Below are 17,470 nucleotides of genomic sequence, written 5' to 3'. Positions count from 1 at the left end.
GAATACAACGTGACATCTTTCATGTGGGTTCAAGCCATCGGCATTTTACTAGTTTTTCTTGTGTTTGTCGGGTTAATGATGACCCGGAAGCTTCCGACCATTCTGGCACTGCCCTTGATGGCGATTCTGTTTGCCGTCATTGCCGGCGTGCCGTGGATGTCGAACGATCCCGAGACGACCACGATTGCCAAGACGATTCTGTCATCCGGCTCGATGAGGTTATCGGGTGCCATCGCAGGCTTGGTGTTCGGGGCCTGGTTCGGACAAATTTTGAATAAAGTCGGCATTACCAAGTCGATTATTCGAAAAGCGGCCGAGCTTGCAGGTGACAAGCCGATGCTGATTGCCGTCCTGTTTTTCGCAACCGCATCCATTATTTTCTCGGCGGCCGGCGGACTGGGCATGGTCATCCTGGTCGGTACGATCGTCATTCCGATTATGCTGACGGCAGGCATCTCCCAGTTTGTCGCATCCATCGTTGTTATTTCCGCCGTTGGAGTCGGCGCGCTGTTCAACGTCTCCAACTGGGCCGTTTATGTCGATGTGCTGGGCCTCTCGGTTCAGACGATTGCGGATTATACGCTGGTCGCCGCGCTGCCGCTCATTCTTGTGTCGCTCGGGATGATTATATTCTACATCAAGCGGGACGGCAAAGGCCGCAAAGCATGGGCGATGCCGACTGCTTCCGGAGGAGAAGGCAAAAAAGTGCCTGCTTTTGCCCTCATCAGCCCGCTTGTGCCGGTCATTCTCGTCTTTGCATTCAAGCTCGACATTGTCCCGGCGGTGGTCATCGGCGCGTTGGTTACGATACTGCTGACTTGGCCGAAGCGGCCGATTCATGTCCTGTCCAGTGCGCTGGTGGAAGGGATTCAGGACGTTGCCGGCGCGATGGCGCTCATGATCGGCATCGGCATTTTGTTGAATTCCGTTATGGCGCCACAGGTGTCGGCACTGATCAGTCCGTTGATTGAAGCTGTGCTGCCGACCAATCCGTTGATGTACATTCTGTTCTTTACGCTGCTATCTCCGCTCGCCATCTACCGTGGGCCGCTGAACGTATGGGGCCTGGGCAGCGGCATTGCAGCTCTGTTCGTCACGGCGGGTATGACCCCGGTCGCGGCGATGCTGGCGCTGCGCGTCGTCAGCAACGTGCAGGCCGTATCCGACCCGACCAACTCGCATAATGTGTGGGTCGCGGATTTTACGAAGAGTGATATTAACGATATTTTGAAAAAGACGCTTCCTTGGATGATGGTTGCGGTGCTGATTTCGATGGTGTTGGGTTCATTCATGGTCTTTTAGAAGCAGATAGAATCCGGGCGGAGACTTGCGAGTGTCTGCCCGTTGTCGCAGGAGGAGAACGATGGAGAGAAGAAAAGTAAGGGTCGGGATTGATGTCGGAGGCACCTTCACGGATGCGGCCGTCATTGACAATGAGACGTACGAGGTTATTGGGAAGATGAAAATTCCGACGACACATCATGACGAAGATGGTGTGGCGAAAGGGATTGTACAAATATTGAAGCGGATTTTGGAGAGCGAGGGCATTGCTCCGGACGATGTGACCTTTATCGCCCACGGGACGACGCAAGCGACGAACGCCTTGCTGGAGGGGGATGTGGCTCGTGTCGGCATTATTGGCATGGGTTCCGGCCTTGATGGGATGAGCGCACGCTCGGAGTCGAATCCCGGGGACATTGAGCTGGCGCCGGGCAAGTATTTGAAGACGTACCATACGTACCTTGATTCCAAAAATTTGCGGGATGAGGATATCGAAGCGGCGATTGACGAGCTTGCGCGGCAGGGGGCGGAAGTGATCGTCGCTTCCGAGGCGTACAGCGTTGATGATCCGGCCAATGAGCTTCGTGTCGTTGAGATAGCGAGCCGCAAAGGCATGTATGCTACCGGCGGGCATGAAATTTCCCAGTTGTATGGACTCAAGACACGGACAAGAACGGCGGTCGTGAATGCATCACTCATTCCGAAAATGATGGAAACGGCGAATATGACAGAGAAATCCGTCAAACATGCAAATATTCAATCCCAGCTCATGATTATGCGCTGCGACGGCGGCGTTATGAGTATCGACGAGGTGCGCAAACGTCCGATATTGACGATGCTGTCGGGACTTGCCGCCGGTGTTGCCGGTGTGCTGATGTATGAAAAGGTGTCGGATGGCATCTTTTTCGAGGTCGGCGGCACAAGCGTCGATATTTCCGTCATCAAAAACGGGAAGGTCATGATCAAGAATGCCCAAGTCGGCGGCCACCGGACTTATTTGCAGTCCTTGGATGTCCGGACGCTTGGCATTGCCGGCGGAAGCATGATTAAGGTGGCGAACGGGAACATCATCGATGTCGGCCCGCGAAGCGCCCATATTGCGGGCCAGGAATACGAGGCGTTCGCCGGGGCGGAGCAGATCGTCAATCCGAAGGTCAAGTTCGTCAGCCCGCGGGAAGGGGATCCAGCCGAATATATTATTTTGGAGAGTGAGACAGGCAAGGAATTCTCCTACACACTGGCCGGCGCGGCCAACATTCTCGGCTATATTCCGGAGGGCGATTACGCGCGAGGGAACAAGGAAGCGGCCGTGCGGGCATGGGAAGCCCTTGCCGACCATGTAGGCCTGAGCATCGAGGAGGCCGCCAGACAGGTTATGAATATCGCGATTGATAAGACGATGAAGACCGTCAATGAGATGATCGAAGACTATGAGCTGGATCGCTCGTTTGTGAAGTTGGTCGGCGGCGGAGGCAGCGGGGCCGTGCTTGTTCCGGCGATGGCGGAACGGGAGCGGTTCCGCTTCCAGATCGCGAATAACGCGCCATATGTATCAACCATAGGCGTCGCCCTTGCGATGGTGAAGGAGCAGTTGGAGAGAACCGTCGTGAATCCGACGGAAGAGGATATCAAGCGCATTCGGTCCGAGATCGTCGAGCGCATCGTCAAATCCGGCGCCAGTGAGGATACGGTCGAGGTAACGATCGAGATTGATAGCCAAAAAAATATTTTGCGGGCCGTCGCTACCGGCTCGACAGAGCTTCGCTCCAAAGATCTGGGTCAGCAAGCGCTGTCTGTCGAGGAGATGGCCGTCATAGCCGCTAGCTCAGTCGATCAACCGGCGGCCAGCATGAAGCTAGCGTCCCAGTGCGGCCGATGGAGCCTATTCGCCTGCGAGGAGACGAAGAAATCATTTTTCGGACTGATCAAGAAGAAAACGACCTATGTGAGCGTGCTCGATCGGGAAGGCGTCGTCCGGTTCAAGAAGGGGAACGTCCACTTCGCGAAGCTGACCAAGGCTCAGTTCGGGGACCGATTACAAGATTTTTTGGATGACAATACGATCTACTCCGATGCAAACGCAACGATCCCGAAGGTATTCGTCTTTTATCGGGAGAAGATGCTCGATTTGACCGGAATGCAGACGAAGGAGCAGTTGATGTCGATTCTCGAGATCGAGACGGAGATGCTGACACAGGAAGAAGAATTGATCGTCGTTGTTTATCAATAAGGAGGGGAAGGTATGCCGGATCCGGACGAGGTTATTCGCCGATTGATGGAAGAGGAGGGGGCTGATGAGTTGCTGGCGTGCGCGGAGCTGGAGCAGGACCCTCTTTTCCACAAAATACCGAAGGATCGAATAGCGTACTATGTAAGCATGTCACTTAAACGGGGCAGAGAGACGGCGGCTGGCTATAAGAACAAAGGCAAGTCCATCCGGGAGCTGTGTCAGATGGAAGGCTTACAGTATCAAGTGACGAATCGGTCCGGCACTTTCCACAACGTCAGCTTCCGCGCGCAGATTGATTTCGCGAAGAGCCCGCCGGCGATTATCATCTATGCCTCGTCGCTCCGCGATATGCGGCAGGCGTACCGGACGGTGATGGGGAATGGATGCGAGGAGCGGGAACAGGAGCTGGAGCGGCTGATCGACCTTCATTTAGCGCATGAGTTTTTTCATTATACGGAATACCGGGCGGGGCAGTTCACGAATGAGACGCTGGAGCCGATTGATATGTTTAAGCTGGGAAGCTGGTATACGAAAAGGTCAAGCATTGTGAAATGCAGTGAAATCGCTGCGCATGCGTTCTGCAAAACGATACTGGGCCTGCCCTGCTTGCCGAATGCGCTTGATTACGCGTTTCTTGTAGAAACGAGGGTGATGGATGCAGCTGAGCTTAGCCGGCGGGTGGAACAATGGAAGATGATGGTGGTCTGATTTTATCATTGCTTCCCTTGATATGATATAATGGGGTGTACTGGCAAAGTTACCGGATTCGTATTTTTCCCATTGGCAGTCAGGAGGAGGTACCATGTCTTCACAGGTTCCGGCGGTTATCGCAAAAATTGTATCGCAAACTCAAAAATTAACATACGGCGAAAATCAGATCGCTAATTTTGTTATACACAATCCGGAATTCATCACCCGTAACACCATTACGGCCATCGCGAATGAAATTGGTGTGTCCGAGACAAGCATCAACCGTTTTTGCAAAAAGGTGGGATTCAAAGGGTTCAACGATTTTAAAATCGCGTTCGCCCAGGATGCGTTTTACCGGGATATGCAGGCCAAGAAGAAAGAGAGACGCGAGATTAACGTCATTGATGCGCTGGCACTCGACTATAACGAGCTGATCGTTAACACTTCGGCGCTCATTACGGAAGATCAGCTTCATCAAGTGGTCAAGCTGCTGAAGGGCGCGCGCCGAATCCTCCTCATCGGCTTGTTCGATTCGTTCCTCGCGGCCATGGCATTGAAGAACCGGCTCGCGATTATCGGCGTTCATGCTGATGCAATCAATGACAGCAGGGAGATGAAAATCGCGGCCTCCCAATGCGGTCCCGAGGATGTCGTAATTGCCTTCTCGCGATCAGGTTCGACCCGGGAGATTATCGATGCCGTCAACATCGCGCAGGTCAATCAGGCCAAGACCGTGGCAGTCACCTGTTATGACTCATCGGCGATTACAGAAAATGCGGTGGTCGATATTATTGCGCCAGATAAAATCTCGGTCAATAACAGCGCTTTTATGTCCAACCATATCACGTTTCTGTTTGTCGTCGATCTCATTATGAGCGTTTTCATTTCATCGGATAAGCAGTATTTGAAGAAAAAGCTGGACAGCGAAGGAATACTGGCAAGCGATCAATCGATAACGAATTATTTTCTGTGATTGTAGAAACAAAACGCTCTTGTCGCGCAAATGCGCGGCGGGGGCGTTTTTAAATGCTGCTTATGACTTGTTGTTTTGGCGGTGTGGGAAATGGGGAGAGCGAGCAGATATTCGATATTCTTATCGTTCAAGCCCGCGCCTGCTTTCAGCATGTCCGCACAAACAAGCAGGAGCAGGGTGTCCCTGCTCCTGCTATTTTCCATACTTTAGTGGATAAACGTATCAAACCAATGCAGATATTAACCTACTATAGTGATTCTTGTTCACCCTATTCATTCGACTCTCTAGCCTTCCTTTACATCATACAGCACGCGGGCCAACAGATCCTGGCTGTAGTTGCCGAAATGCTTGCCGTAAATCGTTAAACCGCGTTTATTAACAGATCGCTCGTTAACGGCGATCCTGAAGGTGAGCTCGCTCTTGTAATCCAGCTGAATCTGGTGCAGACCGACATCCGAAATGCGGCATCCATCGATAAAGCTGCCTTCCTTGTTAATCCGGATCAGCTTCAGCATGCCGTATTGGTTCAAATGCGGCGGCCACCATTCAGGGTTGAAGGTCCCGCGTTTGTCCCCGAAATCCCCCGGACTTGTCCAGCTGCCAATCTCGATTCCGTTTACGTAAAAGAAAATGTCCGATGGATAATTGTCGCAATATCCCGGCGCCTCGGAGCCAAGCTCTAGAGAGAATTGGATCTCGCGGAACGATTGGTTGGACTTCAAATAATTCGGAATCCGGTATTCCAGGAATCCTTCGGTAAGCCAGATGATCTCTGAGTTGATCCGCTCCGGATCGGCGAAATAGCGCGGATCGTCAAAATCTCCGATAATGCTGTCCTTGGTCGCAAGCCCGCAGGTCGGGATCGCTTGATAATCGCTGTAATGGCCAACCTGAATCTCCACCTCGTACAAGTTATCAATATCCTTGCTGCGAAGATCAACCATGAGGGTATCTTTATTCAGGTAGCAGATCTTCTGAATGCCATGCTTCCCGCCAGTCGTATTGATTTCGATCAGGCCGCTATCCTCCAATTTCTTGATATGCATGGTAATAGCGCCATTGCTGAGATTCAGCCTGTTCGCAAGATCGTTAAGGTTCAAGCTTTGGTTCTTGGCCAGCAGTTCCAGAATTTGAATGCGAATTTCCGAGCTGAGCGCTTTAAAGATATCAAGCCCGCTCATTAAATCTTTAATGTAGATCATTTTATCTCAAACCTTCTTCCAATTAGAGGATTATATAACAATGGTATGGGGAAAGACGTTTATTTCAAATAATTATAAATCAATATGAGCGCGAAATAAAGATGCCATCTAATTCTTCCTAAATTTCATTGGAAAAACAAGAAATTGATCAGTGATAACTCAATTTATTTGAAATTATTATGAAAATAATAACTCGAAACATACTGGGAAATGGTGATTTTGGGCAGGATTAAACAACTTTTTAAGGATAAAAGCAATTCATTTCTAATTTATATAAATCATTTTATATTTCTGTATTTACAGCCGACCTCTCATATGATATTTTATACATGAAAACGAATTCATTCAATATTATTTGAATTGTTTCATAATTATATCAACGGAAGGTGAAGGACTTGGCAGCTGAGAAATTGAAAGCACGTATGATCGTGGATAAGTCGTTTCGGATCGCACAAGTTGATAACCGTATTTATGGTTCGTTCATTGAACATCTAGGCCGCGCTGTATATGGCGGGATTTACGAACCCGGCCATGAAACCGCGGATGCAGGCGGTTTTCGTAACGACGTGAAGGAACTGATCAAGGAACTGGGTGTCCCGATTATAAGATATCCCGGCGGGAATTTTGTATCGGGTTATAACTGGGAAGATGGCGTAGGTCCTGTTGCCGAACGGCCAAAGCGGCTGGAGCTGGCCTGGAGAACGCTGGAGCCCAACGATGTCGGCACGAACGAGTTTATATCCTGGGCCAAGGAAGTGGGCTCGGATGTCATGATGGCCGTGAACCTGGGTACTCGGGGGATCGACGCCGCCAGAAATCTGCTGGAATACACCAACCATCCCGGAGGCACATACTGGAGTGATCTAAGACGCAGTCATGGTTATGAACAGCCGCACAAGATCAAGACCTGGTGCCTTGGCAACGAGATGGATGGACCTTGGCAGATCGGACATAAGACCTCGACGGAATACGGCCGGCTTGCGCTGGAGACGGCCAAAGCCATGCGGCTTGTCGACCCGACCATTGAACTGGTTTCATGCGGAAGCTCGAGCACGGGGATGCCGACATTCCCTGAATGGGAAGCCGTGACGCTGGATCATACGTACGAGGCGGTTGATTACATATCGCTGCATCAATATTACGGTAACCGCGATAACGATACCGCCAACTATCTGGCCCTTTCCCTGGATATGGATCACTTTATTCATACGGTCAAATCCACCTGCGATTACATCAAGGCTAAGAAACGCAGCAAAAAGACGATGTATCTCAGCTTCGACGAGTGGAATGTCTGGTACCATTCCAATGATGCCGACAGGCAGATTGATCCATGGAGCATTGCTCCGCCGCAGCTGGAGGATGTGTATAATTTCGAGGATGCCATTCTTGTCGGCAGCATGCTGATCACCTTCCTGCGCCACGCAGACCGGGTGAAGATGGCTTGCCTGGCACAGCTCGTAAACGTAATAGCGCCGATTATGACCGAGAACGGCGGCCGTTCTTGGAAGCAGACGATCTTTTATCCGTATCTTCACGCTTCCAAATTTGGCCGGGGCGTATCGCTGCTGCCAATCGTCGAGTCACCGAAGTATGATTCCAAGGATTTTACCGATGTTCCGTATCTGGATAGCGCGGTTGTTCATAACGAAGAGGATGAAGAAATTACGATCTTTGCCGTGAATCGTCATCTGGAGGAAGCATTGGAGCTCGAATGCGACGTGCGCAGCTTTGAGGGCTACCGGCTGCTGGAGCATATCGTGATGGAGCATGAGGATCTGAAAGCGGTGAATACCGCATCCGAGGAAAGAGTCAAGCCTCATCACCAGGGTGGTGCTAAGCTCGATAATGGCATGGTTGCCGCAAGGCTTGGCAAAGCATCATGGAACGTTATTCGCTTGAAAAAAGCTTAAGGAAATTTAGGGGCAGTTCAACCATGGACTGCCCCATCTCCCAAATACTCATATCAAATTACACACATTATGAAAGCGCTTTATTTCTGGAGGGCAGCAGAAGTACCGATTTTTGAAGTGTAGGTTTGTATGAACGAACATTAAGGGAGGTCCAGTAGGATGATGAAAAAATGGATGGTTGTATTCATGGTGTTATGTTTGACGCTGTTTCTGTGGGGGTGCGGTAAATCAAACAATGCTGGCGGCGAAACCTCGGTTCTGGATGGGGGGGCAGGGGAAAGCGCTACGGAGTTGTCTTATTGGACATTTGTTGAGCTGCACGGACAGCATTTTGAGAAAATGCTGGGTAAATGGAATGCTGAGAATCCCGAACGCCAGATCAAGCTCAACGTGACGGTCATGCCGTATGACGACATGCATAACAAATTGTCCATTGCGGTTCAATCGGGGACAGGGGCACCCGACATTGCGGATATCGAGCTTGGGAAGTTTCCGGATTTCCTGTCCGGCACGCCGCAGCTGGAACCACTCAATGACGTGATTGATCCATACCGGGACACCATCGTCAAATCCCGAATTGACCTATACAGCAAGGAAGATGTGAATTACGGCATCCCGACCCATGTTGGAGCATCCGTTGCCTTCTATAACACCGAGATTTTGGAGGAGGCCGGGGTCAATTATCAGGATATCGTAACCTGGGAGGATTTCAAGCAGGCGGGTATCCAGGTGTATGAAAAAACGGGCAAGTACATGGGAACAGCCGATACAAGCGCAGCCTGGCAAGCTTCCATGTTATTGGCGCAGCAAGGCGCGGATTTGACGGACGATTCCGGCAATCCGATCGTGAACTCGGAAGCGATGGTGAAAGCCATGACGCTGCTCAAGGACTTGCAGGATAACAATGTCATCGCGACCATTGCCGGCGGCCAGCCTGATACCGAAGAAGCATATGGAGAGTTTAATGCAGGAAATTACGCTACGGCCTTTATGCCGCTGTGGCAAATGTCCAGATACACCAACTACATGTCCGATTTGTCCGGGAAAATAGCCATCGCGCCGATTCCGGTCATTGAAGAAGGAATGCCAAGATCGGTTGGCGGCGGCGGAACCGGCACGGTCGTTACCAAGACCGCCAAAGACGTACAGCTGGCGAAAGACTTTCTGGCATTCGCCAAGCTGTCCCTGGATGCCAATAAAGAGATCTGGAACACGCTTGGATTCGACCCGGTTAATATGGACGTTTGGGATATGAAGGATGTTACGCACAATGCCGAGAATCAGTTCGTGAAATATTTTGTCAATAACCCGTTTGATGTGTTGAATGAGATCCGGGATGAAATCCGGTTAATCAAATCGACCTCCGCATCGCCTACCATCAACAACGTCCTGTGCACCACGACCTTCAACGAGATTTTTGAGGATGGCAAGGACATTACCGAAGCTCTGAACGATGCCCAGAAGCAAATTGAACAGGAATTGAAATGACACTCGCTCATACGGTACAAAAACGAAGGGCTGCTCATGGAATCGTCTGTGAGCGGCTCTCATTAAAGGAGTAGAATCATGATTAAAAAATTTCTGTACTCGCAAAAGGTTGCTCCTTACGTGTTTGTCCTGCCGTTTATTCTGGTATTCCTCATATTCTGGGTGTTTCCGCTGGGCAGCTCGTTTAGCATGAGCTTTCAGAAGACGCAGCTGGGGCAGGAGGCGGATTGGATCGGCTTGGCTAACTACGGGAAGCTGATGGGGGACGGCGTCTTTCTGAAGGCGGTGACGAACAGCGCGATATACATGATCCTGACGCTCCTTATCCTGATTCCGTTTCCAATGCTGTTCGCTGTGCTGATCAACAATAAGTTTATGTGGGGAAGAGAGTTTTTCAAGTCATCCTTTTTCTTTCCGGCACTGACGTCGGTTGTTGTCGCAGGCACCATTTTTCGGCTGATGTTCGGCGAGATGGAAGGGTCGCTCATTAACAGTATACTGGGGTGGTTTGGGATCGACCCGGTGAAGTTTCTGAAGGGACAGGTTACCGGTTTTATTGCTCTGGTGGCTCTTGCCACATGGCGGTGGACGGGAGTGAATATGCTCTATTTTTTATCGGGGCTCAAAAACATCCCGGGCGAATATTACGAGGCGGCATCCATCGATGGGGCTTCGGCCTATCAGAAGTTTACCAAAATCACGATGCCTTTGTTGAAGCCAACCACGATTTATGTGTTAACGATCAGCATTTATGCGGGGCTTGCCATGTTTATTGAGAGCATGATGCTTTGGAACGGCAACAACTCTCCGAAGAACATCGGCCTCACGATCGTCGGTTATCTGTACCGTCAGGGCATTGAGAAGAACAATCTGGGTTATGCGGCCGCTGTAGGGATTGTGCTGCTGGCAATCACCATGCTCATTAACCTGACGCAGCTGAAGCTCTCTGGCATGTTTAAGAAGGAGGATTGAGGATGAGAAGAGAAACGCTGGTTAAAATAATCCTCTTCATTTTGTTCTCCATACTGTGCTTTCTAATCCTGGTCCCTTTCTATGCCGTCACCATTGCCTCCTTTAAACCCGGCGAGGATTTGATCCGGTATGGATTGAATCTGAAATTTGACCTGTCGGTGATGAGCCTGGACAATTTCACCTACCTGTTTACGGGCGATCACTCCTACTTCATGTGGTTTTTTAACTCCTTGCTCCTTACGGTGGTGCAGGTTACGTTAACCCTGCTGGTCAGTGCAACCGTTGCCTACGGGTTTGCAGCCTACGATTTCATCGGCAAGAACTTCTTGTTTATCTGCGTGCTTCTGATTATGATGGTTCCTTTTGAAATTCTTCTTCTTCCGCTATACTCCCTGACGTACAACCTGGGCCTAATGAATTCATACTCGGCGATAGTCCTGCCGGGGATCGCAAGCGCGGCCACGATTTTCTTCTTCAGGCAGTATTTAAGAGGGGTTCCAAAAGAAATGATTGCGGCAGGGCGGGTGGACGGCGCGACGGAATACGGAATCTATATGCGGCTGATCCTGCCTGTGATGAAGCCATCCTTCGCTGCTATGGCGATCCTGAACGGCATGAACAGCTGGAACAACTTTCTGTGGCCGTTCATGGTGCTCAGCGACGATAGCAAGTATACCCTTCCGATCGGATTGAAGACGCTCTTGACCCCTTACGGGAACAATTATGATTTATTGATTGTCGGCTCCTTTTTCTCGATCATTCCGATCTTTATTTTGTTCATGGCCTTCCAGAAGTATTTTATCGACGGCATGACGGCGGGGGCAGTTAAAGGATAATCCCTTGATTGACAGGAAGGACCCGACCTTGCAGACGGCACCCCAAATCCGCTATGATACAAGGAAACCTGCGTGCTTACGTGTTTGATTTGATGAATGAGGTGACCGTATCGTGCATCCTGTAACTCGGGCTCTTTTATGGATAGGTGGCGCTCTAATTGTGATCGGGCTGCTGTGGCCTGTCATTGGACGATTTGTCGGCCGGCTGCCAGGTGACATCGTGGTGGATAAACCCCATGTCAAAATTTATTTTCCGATTGTAACCTGCCTCGTCATCAGCGTGGTGGGCTCGTTGATTCTGTTTCTGATCTAGCAGTTTCGCAAATAGCAGGGATATCATAAGAAAAACGTCTATCGACGTACTTTCTCAGTAGACAGACCGCGGTTAGGGGATGTTTTTCTTGCGATATCAGGAAGGCCTAAGCTTCGGAGTTTATACTTTCTGATATTTTAAAAAAACAGGCCGGCTAGGGCAAAACCTTAGCCGGCCTGTTTACATGTTAGAGAGAAACTTACTTCTGAATGATGGTAATCTCGGCATTCGGATCCAGGCTTCTCACGATGGACTTGAACCTGGGCATCTCCAGAATGTGTACCTGATAGATCAGCTGCGTTGAACCGATGGTGTCACCATCATGCATAGCTTTATCTTTCGTGCTAGCAGCTTGGGATACATGCCCCATGATGGTTTTCATACTGTGCCTGATTTCCGCTTCGCTCACGCTGCGAATCCTGACCTCTCGTTTAAGCGGAAAGCTTGAAGTCGTAATACGTCCGGTCTCCAGCGCCATCAGGCATGCGATCGCAGAGTACATCGCTCGTTCCCAGCCGAGCAGCAGTCCTGCCAATGTCAGTACGGATGTATTGACGATGATATGAACGTACGGGAGCTTCAAGCGGGTTAGCAGATACGATATCTGCTGCGGCATCTTGGGCATTTGGAGTGTGTCAAGGACGACGCCGTAACGAAGGCCGATGCCGATGCCGAGTCCCAGGAAAATGCCGCCGATGCCTGCGCTCCCGATCTTGCTGTCGATGAGAGCGGGAAACGGAAAGAACAGGATCGAGCATACGGAAAAAGTAAGCAGCCCGACGGTAGCAATGACGGCTTTTTCTTGGTTGGCCCCACGATAGACCAGCAGGAGCAGTGGCAGGTTTAATGCAAACAGAAACATGCCGGTATGAAGTCCCGTCAGATGCGAAGCGAGCGCGGAAATTCCCGTGACGCCGCCCGCGACGATGCCGCTGGGAACAAGAAATAAATCTAAAGCGAACGCCGCTACCAGGCCTCCGATGGCAGCCATGCTCATTCTTCTTCGTGTACTTGCCTTATTTACGGCCTTTTGCGGACCGTTTGTTACCCGAACCGGGGATTGAACCATAGGCAATGTACCCTCCTTTATCCGCTAGCACTTTCATCCTTTAGTTTCGGTTTAACCGGTTTCTTCTCCTTATAGTCTTTAAATTTAATGATTTTGTTTAAGAAGTTATATACATGTTTGGACTCCTTGGTCAGCAGCGGTCCGAGTATAGCCAGTATAAGCACATACAAGGCTGCGAACGGCTGGATGAAGGTTGCAAGCCCGCCCGCTTTACCCATATTCGCGAGAATAATGGAGAATTCTCCGCGGGATACGATGGTCAGACCGATATTGGAGGATGCTTTGGAGGACAATCCCGCGCTGCGTCCTGCAAGCATGCCTGCAATAAAGTTACCAAGAAGCGTGATGATCACGGCGATCAGCGATAACCACACAGCTCCGCCAAGCTCGGAAGGTACAATCGTTAAACCGAAGCTAAAGAAGAATATGGCTCCAAAGAAATCACGGAATGGTAATATCAAATGCTCAATGCGTTCACGATGCTCTGTCTCAGCCAGGACAAGCCCGACGAGCAGAGCCCCGATGGCCTCGGCAACGTGAATTGTTTCGGCGAATCCTGCGAGCAGGAACAACGCGCCAAAAACAACCAAGGCAAACAATTCGTTCGACCGTATATTTAATGCTTTATTCAGAAGCGGTACGGCTTTACGGCCAATAATAAGGACAAGCAGCATAAATCCGAGGGCGATCACCGCAGATATCAGTACTCCGCCCAGCGATGATGAACCGCTCAATACGAGGCCGGAAAGAATAGAGATATATACAGCCAGGAAAACATCTTCGAACATGATAATACCGAGAATCATTTCCGTTTCGGGATTCGCCGTTCTTTTCAGGTCAACCAGCACCTTCGCCACGATCGCGCTTGAGGAGATGGTGGTTATTCCCGCAACAATGAGTGTTTCCGCCACGGGGAATCCGGAGAAGATCCCGATCATCAGTCCAAGCGTAAAGTTAATGGCAATATAGATGCTGCCTCCGACAACGATGGACTTCCCTGATTTGATTAACCGGCCGACCGAGAATTCGAGGCCAAGATAGAACAGGAGGAACAGTACGCCGATGCGACCCATGAAGTCGATGAACGGAGCACTTTCTATAAAACGAAAATCGAATGATCCAAAATGAAAAGCATGAGGCCCTACCGCCATCCCTACCAGAATGTAGAAAGGGACGACGGAAAACCGGAGTTTAGCTGATAACAACCCCGCCAGGGCGATCAGGAAAATCGCCAGTCCAACTTCTAAAACCAAATGATCCATTCATCAACCACGTCCGTTCATCAAGATTTGTTTAAATAGCCGCTGTTGTTGACGTTCACCGACGACAACGAGTGTCGAGTCCGGCGTAATAATAACGTCAGGTCCGGGATTGATTTGTTTATTGTTTTTATCAACTGTCGCAATGATGGTTGCACCTGAGGCTTGGCGTACGCCCAAATCACCGATCGATTTACCTGCCCCGTAATAATGGGGCTCGATGCGATACCATTCGATAATCAATTCGTCCAGCGCCATGTCGATCGTTTCCAGCGCTTTAGGTTTATAAGTGAGACCGCCAACGATCGCAGCAATTTGGCGAGCCTCATCATCATCCAGGGATATCATGGAGATGCTTTCGTCCGGATCGTCATGTTCATAATGGTACATTTCACGGCGGCCGTCATCGTGGATGATAATGACCAGTTTATCGCCACCGCGGGTATCGATTACGAATTTCTTACCAATTCCGGGCAAATCTGTTTCGCGAACATGCATAGGTTAAAATCCTCCTAAAAATACTCGTTTAGTTTTTTTGCAGACCGGTCACACGGATATCAAAAATATACGCAGCCAAATAAAACAATTCATTCAGGATGAAATTGCGCAGTCTTTAATAAACCTCTGTGCATACGTAAATCATCACAGGTTGATCGTAGGGTTGCCCTGAGAAATGAAAAATTGGGCGAATTTAAGAAACCGCAGTCAGTTTAAGTGCGAAAAAAGGAGGATACTAAACGAACTTCGACGTGTATTTGATGGGGAATAATAATAAAAGCCGGAGCCGAAGCGGAATGATCGGCCGATAAGGCAGACGTGTTTTGGGAGCCTGCAGCATGAGAACGGCCGACATCAACAAGAACAGCGGCAAGGCATTGCCGGCTGCCTTAAATTTGGAGAGAATTTGAGAGGGTTTCAGAACAGCCGCTTTCAGATGATGGTCATGTTTGTATACATACCGCTCATCATGGGTTTCGCTGCTGTAGTACTCCTGGACGGGAATGTAAAGGGCAAATGCCGTAACCAGAACTAGTACCAGCATCCATAGAATTCTTGCTGTTTTTAAGAAACAGTTCACGGTTACTCCTCCCTTCGTCCCAAGCTTCTATGTTAATCATAACATAAAAATAATCGTTCTCAAAATGAGAACGATAAATTATTTTTGAACACTTTTACAGATGGATTTCATTTTTTACATTATATTGAAGCGAGACTTGTCTTACTTTTTACGAAGTTTATCGTAATTTTCCGTATCGGGATCGATATCAATTTTCGATTCATCTTTGTCTTCCAAAACGCCAAGGACTAGATCGTCGAGTTTGTCGGTGGCGGCTTGATCCGGACGATCGGGCTCGGGAATAGGGTCAACGCCGGGGAACTGTCCGTCATATTCAGGTTTCTTTTTATTCATCAGGGTCTCATTCCTTTCTGGCAGTATTTTGGCACAAAAGGATCTGTTATATGTAACGAATAAACGCGGGGGGTGAAAATGAAACAAGGCAAGCGAGCATCAGCATGGCAATAGTCTTTCTTCTATATTGTGTAACTCTATATATCCATCTGCTATATAAGAAATATGCTAGAATGTAGTTTAGGAATATTATACCAGGGGGTAAAGTTAGTTATGAAGAAAAAAATGTTGTGCTGCACCATCGCATTATTGCTTGTGTCCGGTTCGGTTGTTTCTGCTCATCCAGGAAGAACGGATGCCAATGGTGGGCATACCTGCCGTACCAATTGCGAACGCTGGGGTCTGTCTTATGGCGAGTATCATTATCATAACGGCGGAGGAAGCTCTTCAGGCAGTAAATCGTCTTCATCGACGCCTAAAGCCAAATCATCGAAGAACAGTACGACAAAATCCACTGCGCCGAAGCCGGCAGCTCCGGCTTATGCCAAGTCGGGTCTTAAAGTTTTCGTTAACGGCAGCGTGGTGAAGTTTGGCAGTGAGCCGTTGGTGTATAACAATATCAATCTGGTGCCGCTGCGGGAAATCGCCGAAGGAATGGGAGCTGAGGTTACCTGGAATCGCGAAGCGGCCAGTATTGGCGTGCAAAGAGGCAATCATAAGATAACACTGACGGTTGGCAGCAAGACCGTCTTTTATAACGGTAAGTCGGAAACCATTACGGTCGCTCCCAAAGTGATCGACGGCGTGACTTACGTTCCGATTCAGGTGTTTACAAGGGGCCTTGGTGCTGGCGTGAACTATACCGATCATGATAAAATTCTGAGAATCTCCTTGTAGTGCGGGTTCAAAAAGGTCGATTTTCAGCACTAAAGCCTATGCTTCCGATGTGCGTTTCTTCAAAACGCTTCAGTTGGATGAAGCTAGGAACGTCAGGAGCGGAGCGTACGTTTTGGGTACGTGAGCACCTAAGATGTTTCCGCAGGAAACATGACTTCGTAAGCATCCACTTAGGCCCGGCTGAATTCAAGATTCGATGCCGAGCTGCTTCCTGATTCGCTTCGTGTTAGATATAGAATTTATAAATTATCTTGCTACGCTGATGAAATTCTGTATCGCAAGAAAACCTACCTTTAAATCGCGGTCGCTCGTCCTTGAATTGACCTCGATTGGTTTTCTTATCAAAAGAGGACTTTTTGAACAACCTCTTATAGGAATAAAATAAATACTGCTTCAAACGGGTGAACAGAGAGAGGTGAGCATACTTGAGTTTTTTTGATAAATTTAAAGCCGGTGTGTCCGACGCCGGAAACAAAGCTAAAACGCTGGTGGAGATCAATCGGTTAAAACTGCAAAACAACGGTAAAAAAAGCGACATCGATGAACAGCTTCTGGAAATTGGCAAGGTTGTATTTGCTGCAACCGAAGCTGGGGAGTGGCCGCCTGATCAGGCGAGTATTCAGAGCTACGTGGCCAAGATTCATCAATTGAATTTTGAAATCGAACAAAATCTGCTTCAAATCGCCAATCTTACGGATGAGAAGGTATGCAGAGGCTGTGGGAACAGCTCTGCTATGAACGCTAAGTTTTGTGCCCACTGTGGCCGTACGTTCGAAGTGATCCAAGTGCAATCGGAAGAGCAGCGTAAAGAAATTCCGCTTCTGGAAGACGGCAGCGAACAAGAGGAACCGAAATAGTATTGTTGGTCTAATTGTCCTTACTATTTTGAGTGGGCCGATCAATTGGAGCGGGAGCTTATTCTTGCATGCGTGTTGTGCCGAACAATAACACGAGCAGTGAAAAGGACGTCATGGGCCTTGATGTCAGGATGAATGTTTT

At 49.3% G+C, this 17,470-nt stretch carries 17 protein-coding genes; 11 read left to right on the top strand and 6 right to left on the bottom strand.

From position 1 onward, the window contains the following. The first annotated feature begins 9 nt into the window (after positions 1-9). From ACQKPA_RS24900 to ACQKPA_RS24885, 4 genes are all read left to right on the top strand, one after another. Positions 10-1,302, top strand: coding sequence for a citrate transporter (locus ACQKPA_RS24900; protein WP_256720371.1), 1,293 nt, complete (start codon positions 10-12; stop codon positions 1,300-1,302). Between the two features lie 61 nt (positions 1,303-1,363). Next, positions 1,364-3,511 (top strand): hydantoinase/oxoprolinase family protein, encoded by a 2,148-nt coding sequence (locus tag ACQKPA_RS24895; RefSeq protein ID WP_427495172.1) that lies wholly within the window; start codon positions 1,364-1,366, stop codon positions 3,509-3,511. Positions 3,512-3,523: 12 nt separating this feature from the next. Further along, the gene (locus ACQKPA_RS24890; protein WP_427495171.1) at positions 3,524-4,219 is read left to right on the top strand and encodes a hypothetical protein; all 696 of its coding nucleotides are present in this window, start codon (positions 3,524-3,526) and stop codon (positions 4,217-4,219) included. A gap of 94 nt (positions 4,220-4,313) precedes the next feature. Further along, the gene (locus ACQKPA_RS24885) at positions 4,314-5,174 is read left to right on the top strand and encodes a MurR/RpiR family transcriptional regulator (RefSeq protein ID WP_076320497.1); all 861 of its coding nucleotides are present in this window, start codon (positions 4,314-4,316) and stop codon (positions 5,172-5,174) included. 284 nt (positions 5,175-5,458) lie between these two features. Here ACQKPA_RS24885 and ACQKPA_RS24880 read toward each other — a convergent pair whose 3' ends face one another. After that, positions 5,459-6,376 (bottom strand): ArsR/SmtB family transcription factor, encoded by a 918-nt coding sequence (locus ACQKPA_RS24880; RefSeq protein ID WP_427495170.1) that lies wholly within the window; start codon positions 6,374-6,376, stop codon positions 5,459-5,461. 422 nt (positions 6,377-6,798) lie between these two features. On the opposite strand from ACQKPA_RS24880, the gene ACQKPA_RS24875 reads away from it, so the two are divergent. The 5 genes from ACQKPA_RS24875 to ACQKPA_RS24855 all read left to right on the top strand — a co-directional run bounded on the left by ACQKPA_RS24875 (position 6,799) and on the right by ACQKPA_RS24855 (position 11,895). Next, positions 6,799-8,286 carry an alpha-N-arabinofuranosidase gene (locus ACQKPA_RS24875; RefSeq protein ID WP_427495251.1) on the top strand — a complete coding sequence of 496 codons (1,488 nt, stop codon included), beginning with the start codon at positions 6,799-6,801 and terminating at the stop codon, positions 8,284-8,286. 159 nt (positions 8,287-8,445) lie between these two features. Then, a complete protein-coding gene (locus ACQKPA_RS24870; RefSeq protein ID WP_427495169.1) occupies positions 8,446-9,774 on the top strand; it encodes an ABC transporter substrate-binding protein in 1,329 nt (442 codons plus the stop codon). 78 nt (positions 9,775-9,852) lie between these two features. Further along, a complete protein-coding gene (locus ACQKPA_RS24865) occupies positions 9,853-10,746 on the top strand; it encodes a carbohydrate ABC transporter permease (protein WP_427495168.1) in 894 nt (297 codons plus the stop codon). A gap of 2 nt (positions 10,747-10,748) precedes the next feature. After that, positions 10,749-11,582: a carbohydrate ABC transporter permease gene (locus tag ACQKPA_RS24860; protein WP_071222826.1), complete on the top strand. Its 834-nt coding sequence runs from the start codon at positions 10,749-10,751 to the stop codon at positions 11,580-11,582. Between the two features lie 112 nt (positions 11,583-11,694). Continuing rightward, a complete protein-coding gene (locus tag ACQKPA_RS24855) occupies positions 11,695-11,895 on the top strand; it encodes a DUF2905 domain-containing protein (protein ID WP_427495167.1) in 201 nt (66 codons plus the stop codon). A gap of 199 nt (positions 11,896-12,094) precedes the next feature. On the opposite strand, the gene ACQKPA_RS24850 is transcribed toward ACQKPA_RS24855, so the two are convergent. From ACQKPA_RS24850 to ACQKPA_RS24830, 5 genes are all read right to left on the bottom strand, one after another. Further along, on the bottom strand, positions 12,095-12,964 hold the full coding sequence (locus ACQKPA_RS24850) for a YitT family protein (RefSeq protein ID WP_427495166.1): 870 nt from the start codon (positions 12,962-12,964) through the stop codon (positions 12,095-12,097). 17 nt (positions 12,965-12,981) lie between these two features. After that, complete coding sequence (locus ACQKPA_RS24845) at positions 12,982-14,226, bottom strand: cation:proton antiporter (protein ID WP_427495165.1); 1,245 nt, start codon at positions 14,224-14,226, stop codon at positions 12,982-12,984. A gap of 3 nt (positions 14,227-14,229) precedes the next feature. After that, complete coding sequence (locus ACQKPA_RS24840; protein WP_427495164.1) at positions 14,230-14,721, bottom strand: cation:proton antiporter regulatory subunit; 492 nt, start codon at positions 14,719-14,721, stop codon at positions 14,230-14,232. A 235-nt stretch (positions 14,722-14,956) separates the two neighbouring features. After that, complete coding sequence (locus ACQKPA_RS24835) at positions 14,957-15,301, bottom strand: hypothetical protein (RefSeq protein ID WP_427495163.1); 345 nt, start codon at positions 15,299-15,301, stop codon at positions 14,957-14,959. Positions 15,302-15,442: 141 nt separating this feature from the next. Further along, a complete protein-coding gene (locus tag ACQKPA_RS24830) occupies positions 15,443-15,634 on the bottom strand; it encodes a hypothetical protein (protein ID WP_071222831.1) in 192 nt (63 codons plus the stop codon). A 213-nt stretch (positions 15,635-15,847) separates the two neighbouring features. Here ACQKPA_RS24830 and ACQKPA_RS24825 point away from each other — a divergent pair, with 213 nt between their 5' ends. After that, on the top strand, positions 15,848-16,471 hold the full coding sequence (locus tag ACQKPA_RS24825; RefSeq protein ID WP_427495162.1) for a stalk domain-containing protein: 624 nt from the start codon (positions 15,848-15,850) through the stop codon (positions 16,469-16,471). Positions 16,472-16,896: 425 nt separating this feature from the next. After that, a complete protein-coding gene (locus tag ACQKPA_RS24820; protein WP_427495160.1) occupies positions 16,897-17,328 on the top strand; it encodes a zinc ribbon domain-containing protein in 432 nt (143 codons plus the stop codon). Positions 17,329-17,470 lie beyond the last annotated feature (142 nt).

Source organism: Paenibacillus sp. NPDC093718, from assembly GCF_050279985.1.
In the GTDB taxonomy this organism is placed as follows: domain Bacteria; phylum Bacillota; class Bacilli; order Paenibacillales; family Paenibacillaceae; genus Paenibacillus_AQ.
The sequence above is the reverse complement of the archived record's forward strand: the minus strand, read 5'-3'. Positions and strand labels throughout refer to the sequence as shown.

Bases quoted from the DNA above. Each gene is read 5' to 3' on its own strand.
- ACQKPA_RS24870 (WP_427495169.1), top strand. From the start codon at position 8,446: ATGATGAAAAAATGGATGGTTGTATTCATGGTGTTATGTTTGACGCTG.
- ACQKPA_RS24840 (WP_427495164.1), bottom strand. From the start codon at position 14,721: ATGCATGTTCGCGAAACAGATTTGCCCGGAATTGGTAAGAAATTCGTA.
- ACQKPA_RS24885 (WP_076320497.1), top strand. From the start codon at position 4,314: ATGTCTTCACAGGTTCCGGCGGTTATCGCAAAAATTGTATCGCAAACT.
- ACQKPA_RS24860 (WP_071222826.1), top strand. From the start codon at position 10,749: ATGAGAAGAGAAACGCTGGTTAAAATAATCCTCTTCATTTTGTTCTCC.
- ACQKPA_RS24825 (WP_427495162.1), top strand. From the start codon at position 15,848: ATGAAGAAAAAAATGTTGTGCTGCACCATCGCATTATTGCTTGTGTCC.
- ACQKPA_RS24865 (WP_427495168.1), top strand. From the start codon at position 9,853: ATGATTAAAAAATTTCTGTACTCGCAAAAGGTTGCTCCTTACGTGTTT.
- ACQKPA_RS24875 (WP_427495251.1), top strand. From the start codon at position 6,799: ATGATCGTGGATAAGTCGTTTCGGATCGCACAAGTTGATAACCGTATT.
- ACQKPA_RS24830 (WP_071222831.1), bottom strand. From the start codon at position 15,634: ATGAATAAAAAGAAACCTGAATATGACGGACAGTTCCCCGGCGTTGAC.
- ACQKPA_RS24890 (WP_427495171.1), top strand. From the start codon at position 3,524: ATGCCGGATCCGGACGAGGTTATTCGCCGATTGATGGAAGAGGAGGGG.
- ACQKPA_RS24845 (WP_427495165.1), bottom strand. From the start codon at position 14,226: ATGGATCATTTGGTTTTAGAAGTTGGACTGGCGATTTTCCTGATCGCC.
- ACQKPA_RS24880 (WP_427495170.1), bottom strand. From the start codon at position 6,376: ATGATCTACATTAAAGATTTAATGAGCGGGCTTGATATCTTTAAAGCG.
- ACQKPA_RS24895 (WP_427495172.1), top strand. From the start codon at position 1,364: ATGGAGAGAAGAAAAGTAAGGGTCGGGATTGATGTCGGAGGCACCTTC.
- ACQKPA_RS24850 (WP_427495166.1), bottom strand. From the start codon at position 12,964: ATGGTTCAATCCCCGGTTCGGGTAACAAACGGTCCGCAAAAGGCCGTA.